This is a genomic window from Paraburkholderia sp. MM5477-R1 (assembly GCF_050436385.1).
Classification (GTDB): Bacteria; Pseudomonadota; Gammaproteobacteria; order Burkholderiales; family Burkholderiaceae; genus Paraburkholderia; species Paraburkholderia tuberum.
The window spans coordinates 355,781-376,010 of record NZ_JBNDMC010000010.1 but is presented as its reverse complement, the minus strand read 5'-3'; the positions used below and the strand labels follow the sequence as shown (position 1 = coordinate 376,010).

At 66.7% G+C, this 20,230-nt stretch carries 17 protein-coding genes and 1 pseudogene; 6 read left to right on the top strand and 12 right to left on the bottom strand.

Features of this window, described 5'->3' with window-relative positions; all coding sequences use genetic code 11:
* Positions 1–2: 2 nt before the first annotated feature.
* Positions 3–1,742, bottom strand: a complete 1,740-nt coding sequence (locus tag OKW35_RS45540; RefSeq protein WP_429555493.1) for a peptidoglycan D,D-transpeptidase FtsI family protein — start codon at positions 1,740–1,742, stop codon at positions 3–5.
* A gap of 321 nt (positions 1,743–2,063) precedes the next feature.
* On the bottom strand, positions 2,064–3,605 hold the full coding sequence (locus OKW35_RS45535; RefSeq protein WP_429555492.1) for a methyl-accepting chemotaxis protein: 1,542 nt from the start codon (positions 3,603–3,605) through the stop codon (positions 2,064–2,066).
* 550 nt (positions 3,606–4,155) lie between these two features.
* On the opposite strand from OKW35_RS45535, the gene aepX reads away from it, so the two are divergent.
* From aepX to OKW35_RS45520, 3 genes are read left to right on the top strand one after another with little or no spacing between them, the layout of a single operon-like run.
* The gene (gene aepX / locus OKW35_RS45530; protein ID WP_429555491.1) at positions 4,156–5,886 is read left to right on the top strand and encodes a phosphoenolpyruvate mutase; all 1,731 of its coding nucleotides are present in this window, start codon (positions 4,156–4,158) and stop codon (positions 5,884–5,886) included.
* Positions 5,883–7,046, top strand: a complete 1,164-nt coding sequence (gene aepY, locus OKW35_RS45525; protein WP_429555490.1) for a phosphonopyruvate decarboxylase — start codon at positions 5,883–5,885, stop codon at positions 7,044–7,046. The genes aepX and aepY overlap by 4 nt, the downstream gene beginning before the upstream one ends.
* A gap of 23 nt (positions 7,047–7,069) precedes the next feature.
* A complete protein-coding gene (locus tag OKW35_RS45520) occupies positions 7,070–8,137 on the top strand; it encodes a 2-aminoethylphosphonate aminotransferase (protein ID WP_429555489.1) in 1,068 nt (355 codons plus the stop codon).
* A 45-nt stretch (positions 8,138–8,182) separates the two neighbouring features.
* Here OKW35_RS45520 and OKW35_RS45515 read toward each other — a convergent pair whose 3' ends face one another.
* From OKW35_RS45515 to OKW35_RS45485, 7 genes and pseudogenes are all read right to left on the bottom strand, one after another.
* Positions 8,183–8,335, bottom strand: coding sequence for a hypothetical protein (locus tag OKW35_RS45515; protein ID WP_166618176.1), 153 nt, complete (start codon positions 8,333–8,335; stop codon positions 8,183–8,185).
* A gap of 129 nt (positions 8,336–8,464) precedes the next feature.
* Positions 8,465–9,172: a PIG-L deacetylase family protein gene (locus OKW35_RS45510; protein ID WP_090809333.1), complete on the bottom strand. Its 708-nt coding sequence runs from the start codon at positions 9,170–9,172 to the stop codon at positions 8,465–8,467.
* Between the two features lie 196 nt (positions 9,173–9,368).
* Positions 9,369–9,956, bottom strand: a complete 588-nt coding sequence (locus tag OKW35_RS45505; RefSeq protein ID WP_429555488.1) for a nucleotidyltransferase family protein — start codon at positions 9,954–9,956, stop codon at positions 9,369–9,371.
* 131 nt (positions 9,957–10,087) lie between these two features.
* Positions 10,088–12,301, bottom strand: a complete 2,214-nt coding sequence (locus tag OKW35_RS45500) for a xanthine dehydrogenase family protein molybdopterin-binding subunit (RefSeq protein ID WP_429555487.1) — start codon at positions 12,299–12,301, stop codon at positions 10,088–10,090.
* Positions 12,298–13,299 carry an FAD binding domain-containing protein gene (locus tag OKW35_RS45495; RefSeq protein ID WP_187613611.1) on the bottom strand — a complete coding sequence of 334 codons (1,002 nt, stop codon included), beginning with the start codon at positions 13,297–13,299 and terminating at the stop codon, positions 12,298–12,300. Before OKW35_RS45495 ends, OKW35_RS45500 begins: the two co-directional genes overlap by 4 nt.
* 11 nt (positions 13,300–13,310) lie before the next feature.
* Complete coding sequence (locus OKW35_RS45490) at positions 13,311–14,033, bottom strand: (2Fe-2S)-binding protein (RefSeq protein ID WP_429555486.1); 723 nt, start codon at positions 14,031–14,033, stop codon at positions 13,311–13,313.
* Positions 14,034–14,302: 269 nt separating this feature from the next.
* Positions 14,303–14,386, bottom strand: a pseudogene (locus OKW35_RS45485) (formate hydrogenlyase); the annotation flags it as partial.
* 112 nt (positions 14,387–14,498) lie between these two features.
* Here OKW35_RS45485 and xth point away from each other — a divergent pair.
* Complete coding sequence (gene xth / locus OKW35_RS45480) at positions 14,499–15,308, top strand: exodeoxyribonuclease III (protein ID WP_090810451.1); 810 nt, start codon at positions 14,499–14,501, stop codon at positions 15,306–15,308.
* A 96-nt stretch (positions 15,309–15,404) separates the two neighbouring features.
* Here xth and OKW35_RS45475 read toward each other — a convergent pair whose 3' ends face one another.
* Positions 15,405–15,671, bottom strand: coding sequence for a CsbD family protein (locus tag OKW35_RS45475; RefSeq protein WP_013091250.1), 267 nt, complete (start codon positions 15,669–15,671; stop codon positions 15,405–15,407).
* Between the two features lie 181 nt (positions 15,672–15,852).
* On the bottom strand, positions 15,853–16,536 hold the full coding sequence (locus tag OKW35_RS45470; protein WP_090809359.1) for a Pr6Pr family membrane protein: 684 nt from the start codon (positions 16,534–16,536) through the stop codon (positions 15,853–15,855).
* Positions 16,537–16,831: 295 nt separating this feature from the next.
* Here OKW35_RS45470 and OKW35_RS45465 point away from each other — a divergent pair, with 295 nt between their 5' ends.
* The gene (locus tag OKW35_RS45465; RefSeq protein WP_429493533.1) at positions 16,832–18,244 is read left to right on the top strand and encodes a DUF2252 domain-containing protein; all 1,413 of its coding nucleotides are present in this window, start codon (positions 16,832–16,834) and stop codon (positions 18,242–18,244) included.
* 35 nt (positions 18,245–18,279) lie between these two features.
* Here the strand turns inward: OKW35_RS45465 and OKW35_RS45460 are convergent, their stop codons facing one another.
* The gene (locus OKW35_RS45460; RefSeq protein ID WP_429493534.1) at positions 18,280–19,113 is read right to left on the bottom strand and encodes a polysaccharide deacetylase family protein; all 834 of its coding nucleotides are present in this window, start codon (positions 19,111–19,113) and stop codon (positions 18,280–18,282) included.
* 271 nt (positions 19,114–19,384) lie between these two features.
* Here OKW35_RS45460 and OKW35_RS45455 point away from each other — a divergent pair, with 271 nt between their 5' ends.
* On the top strand, positions 19,385–20,149 hold the full coding sequence (locus OKW35_RS45455; RefSeq protein ID WP_429555485.1) for an SDR family oxidoreductase: 765 nt from the start codon (positions 19,385–19,387) through the stop codon (positions 20,147–20,149).
* Positions 20,150–20,230: the final 81 nt, after the last annotated feature.

The following is a 20,230-nucleotide window of genomic DNA, read 5'->3' as shown; positions in this document are numbered from 1 at the left end:
CGTCACACTCCTGCCGCATCCGGCGGCACCCCGAGCAGCTGCAACGCGCCGCCCATCACGCCGCTGAACACCGGTCCAGCGACCGTGCCGCCATAGTACGCCTTGCCAGCCGGATCGTCGATCATCACGGCGACGATCAGGCGCGGATCGCTCATCGGCGCCATGCCGACGAACAGCGCGCGGTAGCGGTTCTTCGCGTAGCCCGCGCCGATCTGCTTGCGCGCGGTGCCGGTCTTGCCGCCGATGCGATAACCCGCCACGGTCGCGGCGCGTCCGGTGCCGCCGGCGCCCGTGGCCATTTCGAGCATGTTGCGGATCGCGCGCGCGGTGCCGGGCGTCGTGACCGATTCGCCGCGCTCGGCGAACGACGCGGGGCCGTCCGCGTCGAGCGGCTCGCGCAGCAGGCTCACACGCCTCAGCGCGCCGTCGCCCGCATAGGCGGTGTAGACCTGCGCGATTTGCAGCAGCGATACCGACAGCCCGTAGCCATACGCCATCGTGGCCTGTTCGATCGGGCGCCAGCGTTTATATGGCCGCAGCTTGCCGGCGGCCACGCCAGGGAAGGGCAGCTCGGGCTTCAGACCGAGCCCGTATTGCCGATACTTGGTCCAGATCGTCTCGGCCGGCAGATTCAGCGCGAGCTTTGCCAGCGCGATATTGCTCGACTTCTGCACCGCCTCGGCGACCGTCATCGCGCCGTGATTCGACGTGTCGTGAATTACGGCCGGGCCGATCCGATACCAGCCGGGCGCGGTATCGATGATGCTCTGCGGCCGCACCTTGCCTTCGTCGATCGACAGTGCGACGACCAGCGGCTTGATCGTCGAACCCGGTTCGAACGTGTCGATCACCGCGCGGTTGCGCAACTGCCGGCCGGACAGGTGCGTGCGGTCGTTCGGATCGAAGCTTGGGTAGTTGGCGAGCGCGAGGATCTCGCCGTTGCGCGCATCGAGCACGACCACGCTGCCCGCTTCGGCGCGGTGCTGCGCGATCGCGGCTTTGAGTTGTGTGTACGCGAGTTGCTGGATGCGCCGGTCGATCGTCAGATGGATCGTGGCGCCGTTGCGCGCGGGCACGAGCGGCCGCGTCTCCGAGATCACGCGGCCGAGCCGGTCGCGGATCACCTCGCGGTGGCCGGGCACGCCTTGCAACTGCGCATTGGCGGCGAGTTCGACGCCTTCCTGGCCGTTGTCCTCGATGTCGGTGAAGCCGACCACGTGCGCGGCCGACTCGCCCTCTGGATAAAAGCGTTTGGTGTCGGCGATCTGCGTGATCCCGGCGAGCCCGAGGCGCGACAGATGCCCGGCAGTGTCCGCATCGACCTGGCGCTTGAGCAGCACGAAGCTGCGCTCGCCGTTCAGACGCCGACGCAGTTCCGCGAGCGGCAGATCGAGCAGCTTTGCCAGCGGCGCGAACGCGCTTTCGTCGACGAGCTTCGGCGTGGCCCAGATTTCGTAGGTCGCGAGACTGACCGCGAGCATCGAACCATTGCGATCGACGATCCGGCCGCGCGTCGCGTCGAGTTCGAGCAGGCGCTGATAGCGCTTCTGCCCTTGGTCGACGTAGAAGTCCTGATTCACGACCTGCACCCAGAACGCGCGGAGCGCGAGCGTCGCGAACGCGCCGAACACGAGCAGCACGACGAACTTCGAGCGCCACGCGGGTAGTCGCGCATCGAGCAGCGGGTTCTTCGCGGCTAAGGCATAGGGATCGGACGACGGGGGTTTTTTCTGGCGGATCATGGCGGCGGGCAGCGGACCTCACGTACTTTCGATTGAACGAGGCCGCCAAAGCCACGAGGCCTGGCGGCAAGGACTGTCGCCGGGCCGATTGTAAATAAAACGTAATTTAAATGCGAGGAATGTGAAAGGAGGTGCGTTCGAGCTGGAGCAAAGGCGAGCCGAGCCGAAGCTTGATCACGAAAAGCCGCGCGGACTTGCAAAATCCGCGCGGCTGATTCGTTCGATTGATGCGTCGACTCCGACGCGGCGTGTTGAATAGGCGCTCCCTGCCTGTGGGGCGCCTTCTTTTTTCGCGCCCGTTGCGGGCGCGGCGGGGCAAGCTCAAGCCGGCAACGCGAAACTCGCAATCGCGTCGCGCAACACGGCGACCTGGTCCTTCAGCGAATGCGCGGCGGCCGCGGCCTGCTCGACCAGTGCCGCATTCTGCTGCGTGACCTGATCCATCTCGCCGACCGCGCGATTGACCTGTTCGATGCCCGCGCTCTGCTCGCGCGACGCGTGGCTGATTTCTTCGAGGATCTCGTTGACCCGCCGCACCGACTGCACGATCTCGCCCATCGTCGCGCCCGCGTTGGCGACCAGTGACGAGCCGGTCTCGACGGTATCGGTCGAAGTTTCGATCAGCGCCTTGATCTCCTTGGCGGCCGTCGCCGAGCGTTGCGCGAGGCTGCGCACTTCGGCCGCGACCACCGCGAAGCCACGGCCCTGTTCGCCGGCGCGAGCCGCCTCGACGGCGGCATTCAGCGCGAGGATATTGGTTTGGAACGCGATGCCGTCGATCACGCCGATGATGTCGCCGATCTGCCGCGAGCTCGCGGTGATCTCGCCCATCGTGCGCACCACGTCGTCGACCACGCGGCTGCCGCGCGTCGCGACGTTCGCTGCGTCGCTCGCGAGTTGCGCGGCCTGGGTCGCGCTGTCCGCGTTCTGCTTCACGTTCACCGTCATCTGATCCATGCTCGACGCGGTTTGCACGAGCGCCGCCGCCTGCTCCTCGGTGCGCTGCGACAGGTCGGTGTTGCCCGCTGCGATTTCGTTCGCGCCGACGTTGATGTTCTCGGTGCCCTGGCGCACGCGCGAGACCGTGTCGACGAGTCCCGCCTGCATCGTGCGCAGCGCATGCAGCAGGCTGCCGCTGTCGTGCGGCTCGATCGGCACCGGCGTCGCGAGGTTGCCTTGCGCCATCAACCGTGCGTGCTCGACGGCCACTTCGAGTTCGCCGCCGAGCGAGCGGCGGATGCTGCGCAGCACCACCAGCATCACGACCGTTGAGAGCGCACCGAGCGTGACGGTGATCGCGAGCCAGCGCAGCAGGCTGCGGTAGAACGCGCTTTGCACGTCGTCCATGTACATGCCGGTCACGAGATACCAGTCCCACGGCGCGAAGTGCATCGAGTAGCTGGTCTTCGCGACGGGCTGCTCGCTGCCGGGCTTGGCCCACAAATAATCGACGAAGCCGCCGCCGTCGTGATTGCCCGAGTTGACGATATCGACGAACAGATGATTGCCGGCCGGATCGGTGAACTGCGCGAGGTTCTTGCCGATCAGTTCGGGCTTGATCGGATGCATCAGCATGACCGGCTGCGAGTCGTTGATCGACAAATAGCCGTCCTTACCGTAGCGCATCGCGCCGAGCGTCGCGAGCGCCTGCTTTTTCGCGTCGTCCTCGGACAGCGCATGCTGTTGGGAGAGCGAGTAGTAGTGGCCGACGACGTGGTTTGCCTCTTCGATCAACGAGCGCAATTGCTCGCGTCGGTCCGAGATCATCGATGCGCGGTTCTGCCACGCGCCGAACGCGCCGATCAGGATCAGGCCGACCCACAGAACGGCGATCATGGAGGCCAGTTTTCGGTTCAGAGTCATAGCGATGGGAATAGGCGTTTTGGCCGGTAAGGTCCATTGAATTGCGGTCGGATGCCGCTCGCTGTGTTTACGGCGCGAAATGGCGTTGATCGAGACAGGGAAAACCCGCTGTTCGACATCGCTATTCGTCCGATTAATAGGCGAATTCATTGAGATTTTTAAGCGGAGCTCATGCGCGCAATTCGAAAAAGACTTTTGTGCATCATTCGCGAATCTGAATTAACCGGCGATTATCGGTAAATCGCAGCGATTGAAAAATGTGCGAGAAAATCGACATGAAAAATGCCGGCGCTGGTCTGCGTAAAACCTGCTGAGCCCAATCCAGGAAGGCTCGCACCAACATCCCACAAAACGCCAATCAAATCCAAAAAATCCCGTTAAATGGTCACGCATGCAAAAAACAACACATTTTTCCACTTAAGCGCAACCACGAAAGACCGCTGAGACCTTCAAAGACTCGTCATAAAAAATTCCGCTATAGTCGCCCTTTTCCGATTGCCAGCCTGGCATCGAAGAACGCCAATAAGCCCGCCACCAGGAGTCCCGAAGAGTGAATGCACGCGATCCCGCTTTCGTTTCCCAGTCCCGCAGCGCGCGCCTGCGCCAGATGCTCGTCAGCAGCGAACTCGAATTCATGATGGAGGCGCATAACGGCCTGTCCGCGCGCATCGTTCGAGAAGCGGGGTTCAAGGCGATCTGGGGCTCGGGCCTCGCGATCTCCGCGCAGTTCGGCGTGCGCGACAACAACGAGGCGAGCTGGACGCAGGTGGTCGATACGCTCGAATTCATGGCCGACGCGAGCGATCTGCCGATCCTGCTCGACGGCGACACCGGCTATGGCAACTTCAACAACGTGCGCCGCCTCGTGCGCAAGCTCGAACAGCGCGGCATCGCCGGCGTGTGCATCGAGGACAAGCAGTTTCCGAAGACCAACAGCTTCATCAACGGCGAGGCGCAGCCGCTTGCCGATATCGACGAATTCTGCGGCAAGATCAAGGCGGGCAAGGACTCGCAGAACGACGAGCATTTCTCGATCGTCGCGCGCGTCGAGGCGCTGATCGCGGGCTGGGGCATGGACGAAGCGCTGCGCCGCGCGCAAGCGTACGCCCAAGCTGGTGCCGATGCGATCCTGATTCACAGCAAGCTGTCGCGCCCCGACGAGATTCTCGAATTCGCGCGCGAATGGGCCGGGCGCGCGCCGCTCGTGATCGTGCCGACCAAGTACTACAGCACGCCGACCGAGGTGTTCCGCGAAGCGGGCATCAGCACCGTGATCTGGGCGAACCATCTGATCCGCGCGTCGACCTCGGCGATGCAGGCCGTCGCGAAGGAAATCCATTCGAGCGAGACGCTCGTCAACGTCGAGGACAGCATCGCGGCCGTCAACGAAATCTTCCGTTTGCAGGACGCCGACGAATATTCGGAAGCCGAAGACCGCTATCTGTCGAGCGGCCGCGCGGCCGGCTCGGCCGTCGTGCTCGCCGCGAGCCGCGGCAAAGGCCTTGAAGCGGTGACCGGGGACCGTCCGAAGGTGATGCTGCCGATCGCCGGCAAACCGCTGCTGCGCTGGCTCGTCGACGCGTTCAAGAAGCAGGGCGTCAACGACATCACCGTGGTCGGCGGCTATCGCGCTGACGCGATCGATACCGCGGGCATCCGCCTCGTGGTCAACGAGCAGCACGCGCAGACCGGCGAGCTTGCCTCGCTCGCGTGCGCACTCGACCACCTGACCGGCGACACGGTCATTTCGTACGGCGACCTGCTGTTTCGCAGCTACATCCTGCGCGATCTGGTGGAAAGCGAGGCCGCGTTCAGCGTGGTCGTCGATTCGTCGCTAACCGATGCGGAGAACGCGAGCGTGCGCGATTTCGCGTGGTGCTCGGCCGCCGACGACCGCGGTCTGTTCGGCAACAAGATCGTGCTGCGGCATGTCGCGAGCGGGCGGGAGCAGTCGTCGGCGGCGGGCGTCGCCCCAGTGCCGCATGGCCGCTGGGTGGGTCTGCTGAACGTGCGCGGCGCGGGTCGCGAGCGCCTGCGGGCGGTCATGCGCGAGTTGCGGACGCGCGACGATTTCGCGTCGCTCGACATGCCCGCGCTGCTGAACGCGTTGATCGAAGCGGGCGAGTCGATCGAGGTGCAATACGTGCACGGCCACTGGCGCGGCGTCAACGATCTCGACGATTTCCGCCGCGCGGGCGACTTCGCGCACGCGCAGGCGCCGTTCGCGACGGCCGTCGGCGGCGGGGCGACGGCGAACGATGCACACGGAGGCGCGCAATGATCGAAGCAGCACAGTTCGTCGAGGCGGCGCGCGAGCGCGGTTTCGACTGGTACGCGGGCGTGCCGTGCTCGTATCTGACGCCGTTCATCAACTACGTGCTGCAGGACGAGTCGCTGCACTACGTGTCGGCGGCCAACGAGGGCGACGCGGTCGCGCTGATCGCCGGCGTTACGCTCGGCGCGAAAAACGGCCGGCGCGGCATCACGATGATGCAGAACTCCGGGCTCGGCAACGCGGTCAGCCCGCTGACGTCGTTGACGTGGACCTTCCGCCTGCCGCAACTGCTGATCGTCACGTGGCGCGGCCAGCCCGGCGTTGCCGACGAGCCGCAGCACGCGCTGATGGGCCCGATCACGCCGGCGATGCTCGACACGATGGAAATTCCGTGGGAGACGTTCCCGACTGAGGCCGACGCGATCGGTCCGGCGCTCGATCGCGCGATCGCGCACATGGACGCAACCGGCCGTCCGTACGCGCTCGTGATGCAGAAGGGCAGCGTTGCGCCGTATGAACTGAAGGACGGCGGCGCGCCCAGGCGGCGCACGCCGGTCGAGCCTCGCGCGCGGTTCCGCGACAGCGCCGCGAACGAACTCGCGACGCGCCACGACGCGCTGCAAAAGGTGATCGCGCATACGCCGCTCGACTCGACGGTGGTGCTCGCGTCGACCGGCTTTTGCGGCCGCGAACTCTATGCGATCGACGATCGCGCGAACCAGCTATACATGGTCGGCTCGATGGGCTGCGTGACGCCGTTCGCGCTCGGCCTCGCGCTCGCGCGCCCCGATCTGCGCGTGGTCGCGCTCGACGGCGACGGCGCCGCACTGATGCGCATGGGCGTGTTCGCGACGCTCGGGGCGTACGGCCCGTCGAACCTCACGCACGTGCTGCTCGATAACGGCGCGCACGACTCGACCGGCGGCCAGGCGACGGTATCGTCGCAGGTGTCGTTCGCGGGCGTGGCGGCCGCGTGCGGTTACGCGTCGGCGGTGGAGAGCGACGATCCTGCGATCATCGACGAGCTGTTCGCGGCGCCGCCGCTCGACGGGCCGCGCTTCGCGCGCCTGACGATCCGCCGCGGCACGCCCGACAGCCTGCCGCGCCCGACCATTACGCCGCCCGATGTGAAGACGCGCCTGATGCGCCACATCGGCGCGATCTGAACCCAACGCCAACAGGAGCGCCCATGCTGCTGCTCAACCCCGGCCCGGTGACGCTCACCGAACGTGTCCGCAACAGCCTGCTGCAGACGGATCTGTGCCATCGCGAGAGCGAGTTTTTCGATCTCCAGGAAGAGGCGCGCACGCGTCTCGTCGACGTGTACGGGCTCGACCAGAACGAATGGCAGGCAGTACTGATGACCGGCTCCGGCACGGCCGCCGTCGAAAGCATGACGGCCGCGCTGGTGCCGCACAACGGCAAACTGCTGGTCGTCGAAAACGGTGTGTACGGCGAGCGTATCGCGCAGATCGCCGCGCAATACGGCATCGCGCACGAAGCGCTGAAGCACGACTGGATGGACGCGCCCGATCTGGCGAAGATCGCCGAACGGCTCGACGCCGACAAGTCGTTCACGCACGTCGCGGTGATTCATCATGAAACGACCACGGGCCGTCTGAACGACATCGCGGCGCTCGGCGCCTTGTGTCGCGAGCGCGGCCTGCGTCTGCTGGTGGACGGTGTCAGCAGCTTCGGCGCCGAAACGATCGATTTCGCGGACGCGAGCCTCGACGCGCTCGCGGCGACCGCCAACAAGTGCCTGCATGGCGTGCCGGGCGCGTCGTTCGTGCTGGTGCGGCGCGCGGCGCTCGCGCGCGCGGCGAGCCGCACGTACTACCTCGATCTCGCGCGGCTCGCGCGTTTGCAGGATCAGCGCAACACGCCGTTTACGCCGTCGGTGCACGCGTATTACGCGCTGGTCGAGGCGCTGCGTGAGCTCGCCGACGAAGGCGGCTGGCGCGCGCGTCACGCGCGCTATGCGGCGCTTGCCGAGCAGGTGCGCGCGGGGCTGGCGGCGCGCGGCATCGACAGTGTGTTGCCGGCCGGGCAGTCGTCGGTGGTGTTGCGCGCGTACCGCTTGCCCAACGGTATCGCGTATCCGCAACTGCACGACGCGCTGAAGGCGCGCGGCTTCGTGATCTATGCGGGGCAGGGCGGGCTGTCGGCGGAGCTGTTCCGCATCTCGACGATGGGCAACATTCACGCGGCCGATATCGACCGGCTGCTGCAGGGCTTCAGCGACTTGATGCGCTGACGCTGCGCCGAGCGGCGCGCCGCGACCGCGCCGCTCGCGGCTCCCTTACACCGGATCCTTGTCCGGCGGCCCGTCAGGCCGCTGCGGCTCCTCGGCATGATGCCCCGGCGACGGCGGCACGAGCGGGTCGGCTTCCGGGTCGCGGTTCGGATCGGCGTTCGGGTCGGGAATCGGGCTGGTGTGCATGTCGTAGCTCATTGCGTCACCCTTGCGGTTGAAATGCGCGGGTCCGGCGGAAGCGGCTTTATACCGCCGATGTGTGCCGCCGCGTCGGCTATCTGTCTTCAAGCGTAGGCGCTCGCCGCGCTTCCTGCTCGCTCCTTTTTGCTATTTCTTCGCGCGTTTGCGGCCGGCGCTGAGCTGCCAGTAGCGCTCGGTCGCGAACACGTCGTCGTAGTTGCCGGCGCCGAACGCCCGCAACTGGCTCGCGTACGCGTTGACCGCTTCGCGTTTCAGATGCGCGCGGCGCTGCACGTCGATCGTGTGGCCCGCGCTCGGCGTTGCCGGCGTCGCGACGATGCCGCGCTGCGCGAGATCGGCGAGCCGCGCCTGCACCGCGCCCGGCGTGAGCCGGTGAATCGCTTCCTCGTAACCGAACCAGTCCAGATGCGTGAGCCGCGGCAGGATCTCGCAGCACGCTTCGAATACCCGGGCGTGATCGTCGTGATGCAGGCCAAGTGGCATCAGCAGCGTGTTCGCGGTCGTGCGGTAAATCGTTTCCTCCAGCGCCGCGGCCATCTGGCTGATCGACGGCGAGTCGGCGTACTGGCTGTCGCGAAACGGCATGCGCAGCGGGATGGCGTCGAGCACTTCGAGCGCGCGGTTGTCTTCGATCGTGCGTTCGCGGACCGCTTCGTGGGCGTTCGCGAAGCCCGCTTTTTCGTCCCACTCCGTGTGCATGTCGTGTTCGGGCGGTGCGGCGAACACGGTGCAGACGGCGGCGTCGGGATGGGCGGCGAGCAAGGCGCCGCAACTGAAGACGGCGTCGTCGAAATGGGGCGAGACGATGAAAAGGCGTGGAGTGGTTTCGCTCATGGGCTTGCGTGTGGCGATTCGAGGCGGGACGGATGAGGCATCGAGGCTGCCGGTCGTCAAGGCGCCGCGTGCGAAAAAAAATGGCGTCACCTCAGCTTAGGCGCAATTGGCGCGGCTTGCGCGCGAAACTTGCGGGCAAGATTCTCGATGTCGACCGGCTGCGGGCAGCCAGTCTCGGCGAGGCTGATGTAAGCGGCTAGAGCGTGCGCAAATCGTCCGGCGTGTCCACGTCGCGCAGAATGCCGGGATCGTCGACGTCGATGCGCATCAGCGCGTGTGACGTGAGCAGCGCTTTCGCGCCGGTGTCGCCGTCCAGCGCGAGTAGCGCGTCGCGATGCTCGCTGCCGAAGCCGACCGGATGGCCGCGCTGGCCGTCGTAGAACGGCGCGACGAGCGGCGCGCCGTTGTCGAGCGCGCGGGCTATCGCTTCGATCGTCGGAACCGCAATGCGCGGCATATCGGCAAGCGCGACGATCCAGCCCTCGGCGTCGTCGCTCGCTTCGATACCGGCGGCGAGGCTCGCGCCCATGCCGCGCTCGGCGCTCGCCGCAAACACGACATCACAGCCGGCATCGTTCAGCGCGCGGGCGAGCGCGTCGGAGCCCGGCCGCACGACAGCGAGCACCCGCGTCACGACCCGCAGCAGCCGATGCGCGGCTTCATGCGCAACCGGCTTGCCGTCGGGCATACGTGCGAGCAGTTTGTTGTGCAGCCCGTGCGGATCGAAGCGCGAGCCGAGACCGGCGGCGAGCAACACACCAGTGGCGAGCGAAGCGTAGGCCATCGGCGGATACCGGTAGACAGGAATGTCCCCGATTGTGCGATGCAACGGTGCGCGAAGCAAGCGGCAAGGCACGCCCGATGCAAGCCGGCCGCCGCTTTCGCTTTCACTCCAATTCCGGCACTGCCGCCGGTTCAGGTCCGCACCACCTTGTCCAGCGTGATCGGCAGATCGCGCACCCGCACGCCGGTCGCGTTGTACACCGCGTTCGCGATCGCGGCCGCCACGGCCGTGATGCCGATCTCGCCGATACCGCGCACGCCGAGCGAGTTGATATAAGGATCGGGCCGGTCGATGAAGGTGATGTCGAGCGTGCCGATATCGGCATTCACCGGCACGTGATACTCGGCGAGGTTCGCGTTCGTGAAGCGTCCGAAGCGCGCATCGAGCGTGCTTTCCTCCTGCAGCGCCGCGCCGATGCCCCATACGATGCCACCCATCATCTGGCTGCGCGCGGTCTTCTGGTTCAGCACGCGGCCGACGTCGTACACCGCGACCACGCGCGGCACGCGGATCGTGCCGAGCTCGGCATCGACGTGGACCTCGACGAACACCGCGCCGAACGAGTGGAACGAGTACTTCTGCTTCTCGTCGCCGGGCTTCACGGTCGCGCTCGCCTCGATCGGCTTGCCGCCCGCGCGCGCGATGATCGCCGCGGCCGGATCGCGCTTGCCCGGTTGCGAGCGGCTCACGACCCAGCCGCTTGCGACGGTGACGTCATCGAGCGGCAGGCCATGCACGGGCGACGCCGCATCGGCAAGCGCCAGCGCGATCAACTGGCTGCGCGCCTGGCTCGCCGCGTCGCGCACCGCGGGCGACACGCTGGCCGCCGACTGCGAGCCGCCCGAGACCGGCGCGCGCGGCAGCGACGAATCGCCGAGCGCGAAGTGGATCTGCTCGGGCGTGAAGCCGAGCGCATCGGCGGCAACCTGGGTCATCACCGTGTAGGTGCCGGTGCCGATGTCCTGCGTGCCCGATGCGACCACCGCGGTGCCGTCCGGCAGAATCTGCGCAAGCGCCGACGCCTCGCTGCGGTTGGCCGGATAGGTCGCGGTCGCCATGCCCATGCCGATCAGCGTGTTGCCGTCGCGCCTCGAACGTGGCGCGTGCGGGCGGCGCGACCAGCCGAACTTGTCGGCGCCGATCTGATAGCACTCGCGCAGCGACTTGCCCGACCACGGCTTGTGCTCCTGCGGATCGCTGTCTGCGTAGTTCTTCAGGCGCAGCGCGAGCGGGTCCATCTTCAGCGCGACGGCGAGTTCATCCATCGCCGATTCGAGCGCGAACGAGCCGGTGGTTTCTCCGGGTGCGCGCATGAAGGTCGGCGTGCCGACATTGAGTTGCACGAGCCGGTGCGTCGTTATCTGGTTGGGCACCGCGTACAGCATGCGCGTGACCATGCAGCAGGTCTCGGTCCAGTCTTCGATCATCGACGTGTTCGAGATGCTGTCGTGACGCATCGCGCTCAGCGTGCCGTCATGCCGCGCGGCGATCACGAAGTGCTGCTCGGTGCGCGGCCGCGCGCCGACCGGGCCGAACATCTGCGGGCGTTCGAGCGCGAGCCGCACGGGCCGCCCGGTTTGCCGCGCGGCCATCGCGCACAGCGATACGTGCGACCACGACGAGCCCTTGCAGCCGAAGCCGCCGCCGATCAGCGGCGAGATCACGCGCACGTCGGACACAGGGATCGCGAACGTCTTCGCGAGCACCTGCGCGGCGCCGCTCACGCCCTGCGTCGAGTCGTAGACCGTCAACTGCGGGCCGTCCCATTGCGCCATCGTCGCGTGGGGCTCCATCGGGTTGTGGTGCTCGATCGGCGTCGTATAGGTCGCTTCGATATGCACGTCGCCGCTTTGCATGCCGTCCTCGAAGCTGCCGCGCTGCGTGTCGGTCTGGCGGCCCTGCGGCTTGTCCGGCGCATGCGCGTGCGCCTTCGCCTGCTCGAAGTCGAGTGCCGCGGCGCCCGGCTGATAGGCGATGCGCAGCTGGCGAGCGGCATCGGCCGCATGTTCGAGCGTATCGGCGACGACCACCGCGACCGGCTCGTTGCTGTAGTGCACTTCGTTATCCTGCAGAAGCGACAGATGCCGGCCGGCCGGCGGCGCGAGCGCGGGCCGGCCGCCATTCGGCAGGCGCGGCGCGTTCTGGTAGGTCATCACGAGCAGCACGCCGGGCACGGCCTCGGCGCGGCTCGCATCGATCGACGCGATCGTGCCGGCCGCGATCGTGCTCGTCACGAGCACCGCATGCGCGAGGCGCGCCCCGGGGAATTCGGCTGCATAACGCGCGTCGCCGGTCACCTTCAGCAGTCCGTCGACGCGATCGAGGGGTTGTCCGATCAGATTCATGCGATACCTCCCGCGTTGCCCGCTGCCTGATTGACCGCACGCACGATCGCGCGCTGCGCGAGCTGCACCTTGAAGGCGTTGTCGTGGCGCGGCTGCGCGCCGCTCAATGCGGCCGCGGCGGCGTTCTTCAGCGTGGCCTGGCTGAGCGGCTGGCCGCTCAGCATCTGCTCGGCCACGTTCGCGCGCCATGGTTTGTGCGCGACGCCGCCGAGCGCGATGCGCGCGCTCTGAACACGCTCGCCATCCATCTGCAACGCCGCCGCGACCGATACGAGCGCGAACGCGTAGCTGGCGCGGTCACGCACCTTCAGATAGTGCGAATGCGCGCTGAACAGCGGCGGCGGCAGATCGACCGCGGTGATCAGCTCACCCGGCTGCAAGGTGGTATCGACATCGGGCCGGTCGCCCGGCAGCCGATGGAAATCGGCGAACGCGATCGTGCGCTCGCCGCTGGGGCCGCTCACGCGCACCAGCGCATCGAGCGCGGCCAGCGCGACGCTCATATCCGACGGGTTGACCGCAATGCATTGCGGGCTCGCGCCGAGGATCGCATGCGCGCGGTTATGGCCGTCGAGCGCCGCGCAGCCGCTGCCGGGCAGGCGCTTGTTGCACTGCGTGAACGCGGTGTCGTAGAAGTAGCCGCAGCGGGTGCGTTGCAGCAGATTGCCGCCGACCGTCGCCATGTTGCGCAACTGCGCCGACGCGCCCGCGAGCAGCGCTTGCGACAGCAGCGGGTACTGCTCGCGCACCAGCGCGTGATTGGCCGCGTCGCTGTTGCGCACCAGCGCGCCGATGCGGATGCCGCCGCCGGGCAGCGTCGTCACCGAGTCGAGGCCGCCGATGTGCGTGATATCGATGAGCCGCACCGGCCGCGCGACGCCGCCCTTCATCAGATCGAGCAGATTCGTGCCGCCGCCGATGAATACCGCGCCCGGCTGTTGCGCGGCGCGCACCGCGCTGGCGACGTCGCCGGCGCGTTCGTAGGAGATCGCATCCATGTCGGTCTCCGTCAGGCGTTGTCGTGCGCGGCGCGGACCGCGGCGACGATGTTCACGTACGCGCCGCAGCGGCAGAGGTTGCCGCTCATGCGTTCGCGGATTTCGTCGTCGGTGAGCGCGGCGGGACGCGCGCGCACGTCGGCGGTCACGGTGCTCGCCGTGCCGTTGCGGAATTCGCTGAGCAGGGCGGTCGCCGAGCACAACTGTCCGGGCGTACAGTAGCCGCACTGGAACGCATCGTGTTCGATGAACGCGGCCTGCACCGGACTCAACGCGCCGTTGCTCGCGAGTCCTTCGACGGTCGTGATGTTCTCGCCTTCGTGCATGACCGCGAGCGTCAGACACGAGTTGATGCGGCGGCCGTCGACGAGCACCGTGCAGGCGCCGCATTGACCGCGGTCGCAGCCTTTCTTCGTGCCCATCAGACCCGCGTATTCGCGCAACGCGTCGAGCAGCGTCACGCGCGGTTCGAGTTGCAGCGTGTACGCGCGGCCGTTGACGGTCAACGTGACGGGGCGCGGCGGCACCACGGGGTTGCTTGGCGGCGCGGGTGAGGCGGGCGTCGGCGCTTGCGTTTGCGCGCGCAGATGCGGCGCCGCACCGATCGTCGCGGCGGCCGCCGCAGATTGCAGGAAGCGGCGTCGTGACGGTTGGGAAGGCGTGGTGGTGGGCTCGGCGGTGGACTCTGAGGCGGGGGCGTCCCCGCAATGCTGACATTCTGTAGGCGTAGTCATGACGATCTGTTGACTCCACTGAAAGGTCAATGCAGGCTGACGACGCGTCGATGTCCAACGCATCGCGTTGAAACAAAACTATTGCGCAGCAATTTGAATGCCGTTGCAGCTAACACGGTATTAAAAACTCGCTGCAAGCGCAAAGCCGATCTGCGCAATAAAGGCAGGCCAATATGCGCAATGACCGCGATGGAGCCCGGCTGGAGCCGCGCAAACACGGGCAAAAGTTGCACGTTGCAACGGGGAAAATGCGAAATCGACCTCCGGGCTCAACGCGCCCGGCAGGCTGCGAGGATGCCTCGCAGCAAATCGATCGGCGGCGGACATCCGGGGATCGTCAAACTCACGGGTAGCTTCGCCGCGGATGTCGACAGGTTTGAACTGGATGGAAAGTGTCCGCTTTGCGGGTGATAAATTTGGAACGGGCCAACCGGGCGCGGAGCAATAGGCGAGGGAGGGATGATCATGGCGAAGCTGCGCATTGCGACGTTCAACATCAACGGTATCCGCTCGCGGCAGGCGGCGCTATTGCAATGGCTCGAGCGCGAGGCGCCTGACGTCGTGTGCCTGCAGGAACTGAAGGCGGTGGATAGCGCATTTCCAGTCGACGCATTGCGCGACGCCGGTTATGGCGCCGTGTGGCAAGGCCAGAGCGCATGGAACGGTGTGGCGATTCTGGCCAAAGGCGATGCACCGCTCGAACGTCGGCGCGGTCTGCCCGGTTTCGAAGACGACACGCATAGCCGTTACATCGAGGCCGCGGTCGGCGGCGTGCTGATCGTGTGTCTGTACCTGCCGAACGGCAATCCGCAGCCCGGCCCCAAGTTCGACTACAAGCTCGCGTGGTTCGATCATCTGATCGCGCATGCGGCGCAGCTCTACCAGAGCGGCCACCCGGTCGTGATCGCTGGGGACTTCAACGTCGTGCCGACCGACGAAGACATTTACAACCCGCGCTCGTGGCTAAAGGACGCGCTGCTGCAGCCGGAGAGCCGCGAGCGTTATCGCAGGCTGCTCGCGCAAGGCTGGACCGATGCGCTGCGCACGCATTTCGGCGACGAACGCGTGTACACGTTCTGGGATTATTTCCGCCGTCATTGGGATACGAATTCGGGGCTGCGCATCGATCATCTGCTGCTGAGCGCCGACCTCGCGCCGCGCCTGCGCGATGCGGGCGTCGACCGTTGGGTGCGCGGCGAACCGCATGCCAGCGACCACGCGCCGACGTGGATCGAACTGGAAATGGGCGCCGGCCGCAAGAAGAAGAGCGGCTAGTGAAGCGGCGGGCGATCCGCTTGCGGCGGATCGCCCGCTTTGGCGCGACTGCTGCGCCCTGTTGATCGGCGCCTATGATCCGGCGCCGTGCCTGCTTCAGTCGTAGTCGCGACCGCCGCGCGACCACAGCGCGCCCATCACGAACCCGGCGAGAGCAACCACGGCCAGCGTCGTGAACGGGTTTTCGGCCGTCGTATCGCGCACGAGGCTCGTCGTATTCGCGCATAACTGCTGCGCCTTGCCGCTCAATTCGCGCGCCTTGCCCGCCACCTGCGCGCTGGTGTCGCCGACGGCATCGCCGACCGCGCTTTGCACCTTGCCCGCGACTTCCTTTACCGCGCCTGCCGCTGAATTCGTATCCATATGCATCGCTCCTGTTGTCATATTTACGTGCGGGCCCGCTGCAATTGCAACGCGCTCGCACAAGGGCGCCGCGCAAGCCGTGCCAGTGCGGCGTGAGCCTGCGTCAGTGACGAAAGGGGTGCAAGAAGTGCGCCCGGCGACGGGACGCCATGCATCCGGCCAAACGGGACGTGCTGGAACATCATCGTCGGCGCCCGAAATTGATGCCGACGAACACGGCCAGCAGCATCAGAAAACCGCCGAACAGCAGCGCGGCATTGACGAGCACCTGGCGCAGCCCGAGCGTTTCGACGTCGATGAACGGATACGGATAAAAATCCGACAGGCTGCCGCGCCAGAACGTGATGCCGAGATAGGCGAGCGGATAGACGAGCCACAGCGGAGCGTGGCGCAACCGCAGATGAAAACGCGGCACGAACAGCACCCAGTAGAGCGCGGCGAGCATCGGCAGCACGCTGTGCAGCGACTCGTTGAGCAGGCGCCGGTAGGGCGACAGCGGCCACAGTCCGCGCAACAGCAGGTTGTACGCGAGGCCGACGAACACGATGTACGCGACCACCGCGGTCACGACCGTGGGCTGCCGGAAAAAGCGCACGAGCGGCGAGCGGTGCTTCCGCAGCACGATGCAGGTGAAGCAGAGCGCACTGGCGAGCACCGTCAGATTGGTCAGGTAGCTGCTCATGCGCGCGAGCGCGTCGAACACGGTGAGCCCGCGCGCGAGCGATCGATCGATCGTGAGGTCGGCTTGCGCGAGGATCGCCATCCACGCGATCAGCGCAATGACCGCCGCCAACGTCAGCGACGACACACTGGGCGTATGCAGCGGCAGCTCGGGCTCGCGCTGCGGAGCGAGGGTAGGGCGCATGCGCTCGATTCTACGCGCGGTGCGCGCGCGGCTGCATGGGCTTTCGCGCCCACGCGCGCCGGCGTTGGCAAAATACTACGGCGTACTACGCGAGCTACTGGCTGGCTGTAAAGCGGGTTGCAACGCGGGTTGCAAGCTCGCCGCCACGGCTGCAAGCGCCGCGCTCACAGGCGGCGATTCATCGTGTGTTTCGACCCGTTATGATCGCGGCTGCAGCCCTCGATGTTAACGACGCCGTGCGCGGCAAGCAGTCTCTGTCAGCGCCGGCTCAAGACTCGCCAAACGGAGAGAAAGCATGAAAGCCAGCACCATTGCCGAACGGGAAGCGCGCGGCCGCGCCGCGCGCGAGCATTCGAAACGCTCGAGTCACCGGGCGGTCGGCGAGTTGCACCGCGATTCGATCGAGTTGCTGAAACAGAGCAGCGCGGAGCGCGTCGAGAATCTGGTGCCGCTGCGCTATGGGCGCATGGCTGCCTCGCCGTTCTCGTTCTTTCGAGGCAGCGCGATTCTGCAGGCGCACGATCTGAGCAAGGTGCACGACACCGGCCTCACCATGCCGATCTGCGGCGACGGCCATCTGATGAATTTCGGCGGCTTCGCCACGCCCGAGCGGCAACTGGTCTTCGACCTGAGCGACTTCGATGAAGTCTCGATCGGCCCGTTCGAATGGGACCTGAAACGCCTGTGCGCGAGCCTCGTCATGGCCGCGCGCCAGATGCGCCTAAGCCGCGGCACCGCCGAGAGTCTGGTGATGAGCGCGGTCGGCTCGTATCGCGATCGCGTCGCGCAATACGCGCAGTTCGGTGCGCTCGAGCTGTGGTACGACCGCATCACGTTCGACCGCATGGCCGAGATCGCACTGACGCCCGAGCGCCGGCGCGCGGTGCGGCGCGGCATGGAGAAGGCCGCGAGCCGCACGCATGAAAGCCTGCTCGAAAAAATGGCCTCGTTCGACGGCAATCGGTGGACCATCCACGATGCGCCGCCCGCGCTGTTTCACGTGCACGGTGCGAACACGTTGTTGACGGCCGAGGAAACCGAAACCTACCGGACCGGCAACGTCGACAAGATGGTCGAGCAAGTGTGGGACGAGTACCGCAAGACGATGTCGCACGATCGGCGCGAACTGCTGGATCAGTTCACGAGGCACGACGTCGTGTTCAAGGCGGTCGGCGTCGGCAGCGTCGGCACGCGTTGTCTGGTCGTGCTGCTCGTCGATCACATGGGCAAGCCGTTGTTCCTGCAATTGAAGGAGGCGCGGCCGTCGGTCATCGCGCAGTTCTACAAGTCGCCGGCGGTCACGCATCAGGGCGAGCGCGTCGTGCAAGGACAGCGGCTGCTGCAGGCCGCGAGCGACGTCTTCCTCGGCTGGGGGACCGGGCCGCTCGGGCGGCATTTCTATTTCCGCCAGCTGCGCGACATGAAGCTGTCCGCGAATATCGAGCTGTTCGACAGCGATCTGCTCGACGGCTATGCGCGGCTATGTGGCTGGATCATGGCGCGCGCGCATGCGAAGGCGAGCGGCCAGGCGATCGAGATCAGCGCGTACATCGGCCGCGGCGATCAGTTCGGCGAAGCGCTGAGTGGCTACGCGAGCGCCTACGCGGATCAGGTCGAGCGCGACTACGACGTGTTCATCAAAGCGTGCCGCGACGGCAAGCTCGAAGCGCGCACCGACGAGGACATGGCGGCGGATTTCCGTGTGTAGCGTTGCGTGCGCGTGGTGTCACTTCACGCGCACCGTCACGCATCGGCGCGCGCTTCGTGCAGCGTGACGAAACGCAGATGGCGCTCGCGTGCCGCTTCGATCACGCTCGGCAGCACCGCGAGAATCAGCGGCTGGCCTTCGATCGTCAGCGCGGCGTTGCCATCGTGCAGCAACAGGATGTCGCGCGCGGCGAGACCATCGAGCAGCCGCCGCGCAACCACGTGAGGGTCACGCTCGCGCGTATCGTAGCCGCGCCGTGTCCAGGCCGCGAGACGCAGATCGAGCTTGCGCAGCACCGGCTCCAGGAAGAGGTTGCGCAGGCCGGCGGGCGCGCGGAAAAACATCGGCCGCGCGCCGCTGACGGTTTCGAGCGTGCGTTGCGCGGCGGCGATCTCGCGCGTCAACGCGCGCGGAAACGTGACCGAAAACGTATGCACGTGCACCTGCGAGTGATTTTCGAGCCCATGCCCACGCGCGACGATCTCGCGCGCGAGTTGCGGATAACGCTCCACCTTCGCGCCGATGCAGAAGAACGTCGCGCGCACGTCGAACGCGTCGAGCAGATCGAGCACTTGCGGCGTGACGACGGGATCGGGACCGTCGTCGATGGTCAGCGCGATTGCATCCGCGTTGCGGGGGTTCGCGGGCAGGCGGGTCCAGTTGGGCCCGAGCAGGGTGGTGCGCGGCAATAGTCCGGCGATCGTGAACAGCGCGTGATTCGCGACGATCGCGGCGAGCCACCATGGCCACGCGGCCGGTGCGACAGCCACGCCGATCAGCACGATCACGTGCCAGCCGATCGTGCCGTTCAGCAGTGCGGAGTTGCGGCTACGCGGCCAGCGGCGCGGCGGGTTCGGGCATTCATTCATCGAACGTGCTTCCAGTACGCCTTCCTCCGTCCCGGGAAGGCCGTGAATCTTGCGCGATGCGCAGCCGCGAACGATACCACTGTTGCGCTCGTCGACGTGCCGTTCGGCGGCCACGTATCCGGTGAAAGCGCGCTGAAAGACGTCGCGCGGTTTGCGATCGCCGATTCGCTGTTGTATGGTGCGGGGCGAAAAGAGTCGCGCGTGTCGATGGCGATTGGACCGATTGCCGCAACAAGCTCGCGTCGCTACCCAACACAACAGGAGATGCGTGATGTCGGAAACAGGAAACGGAAAAGTGGCGCTGGTGACGGGCGCGGGCAGCGGCATCGGCCGCGCGTGCGCACTGACGCTCGCGCAGCACGGCTATAGCGTGGTGCTCGCCGGCCGCCGCCAGGCCGCGCTCGATGCGGTCGCGCAGGAAGCGCGGGCGCTGCGCGGCGACGCGCTCGCGGTTGCCTGCGACGTGACCGACGCCGACAGCGTCGCCGCGCTTTTCGACACGATCCGCGCGCGCTTCGGCCGACTCGACCTGCTGTTCAACAACGCGGGACGCAACGGCTCGCCCGTCGATCTCGACGAAGTGAGCATCGACGAATGGCGTTCCATCGTCGATACCAATCTGAACGGCGTGTTCCTGTGCACGCGCGCGGCGTTCGGCCTGATGAAGACGCAGAACCCGCGCGGTGGCCGCATCATCAACAACGGCTCGATCTCCGCGCATGCGCCGCGTCCGAACAGCGCCGCGTACACGGCGACCAAGCACGCGATTACCGGACTCACGAAGGCGGTGTCGCTCGACGGCCGCAAATACGACATCGCGTGCGGTCAGATCGACATCGGCAACGCGGGGACCGAGATGGCCGCGCGAATGGCGCGCGGCGTGCCGCAAGCGAACGGCGAGATCGCGGTCGAGCCGCTGATGGACGTGCAGCACGTCGCCGACGCGGTGCTGCATATGGCGAGCCTGCCGCTGTCGGCGAACGTGCAGTTCATGACGATCATGGCGAGCAAGATGCCGTTCGTCGGGCGCGGCTGAGCGGCGCGCAGCACCGGCTCACAACGCCGGGGCGCGGAGCGGGGCGCGCGCGTTCAACTTATACTGGGCGCTCCGCCGTCT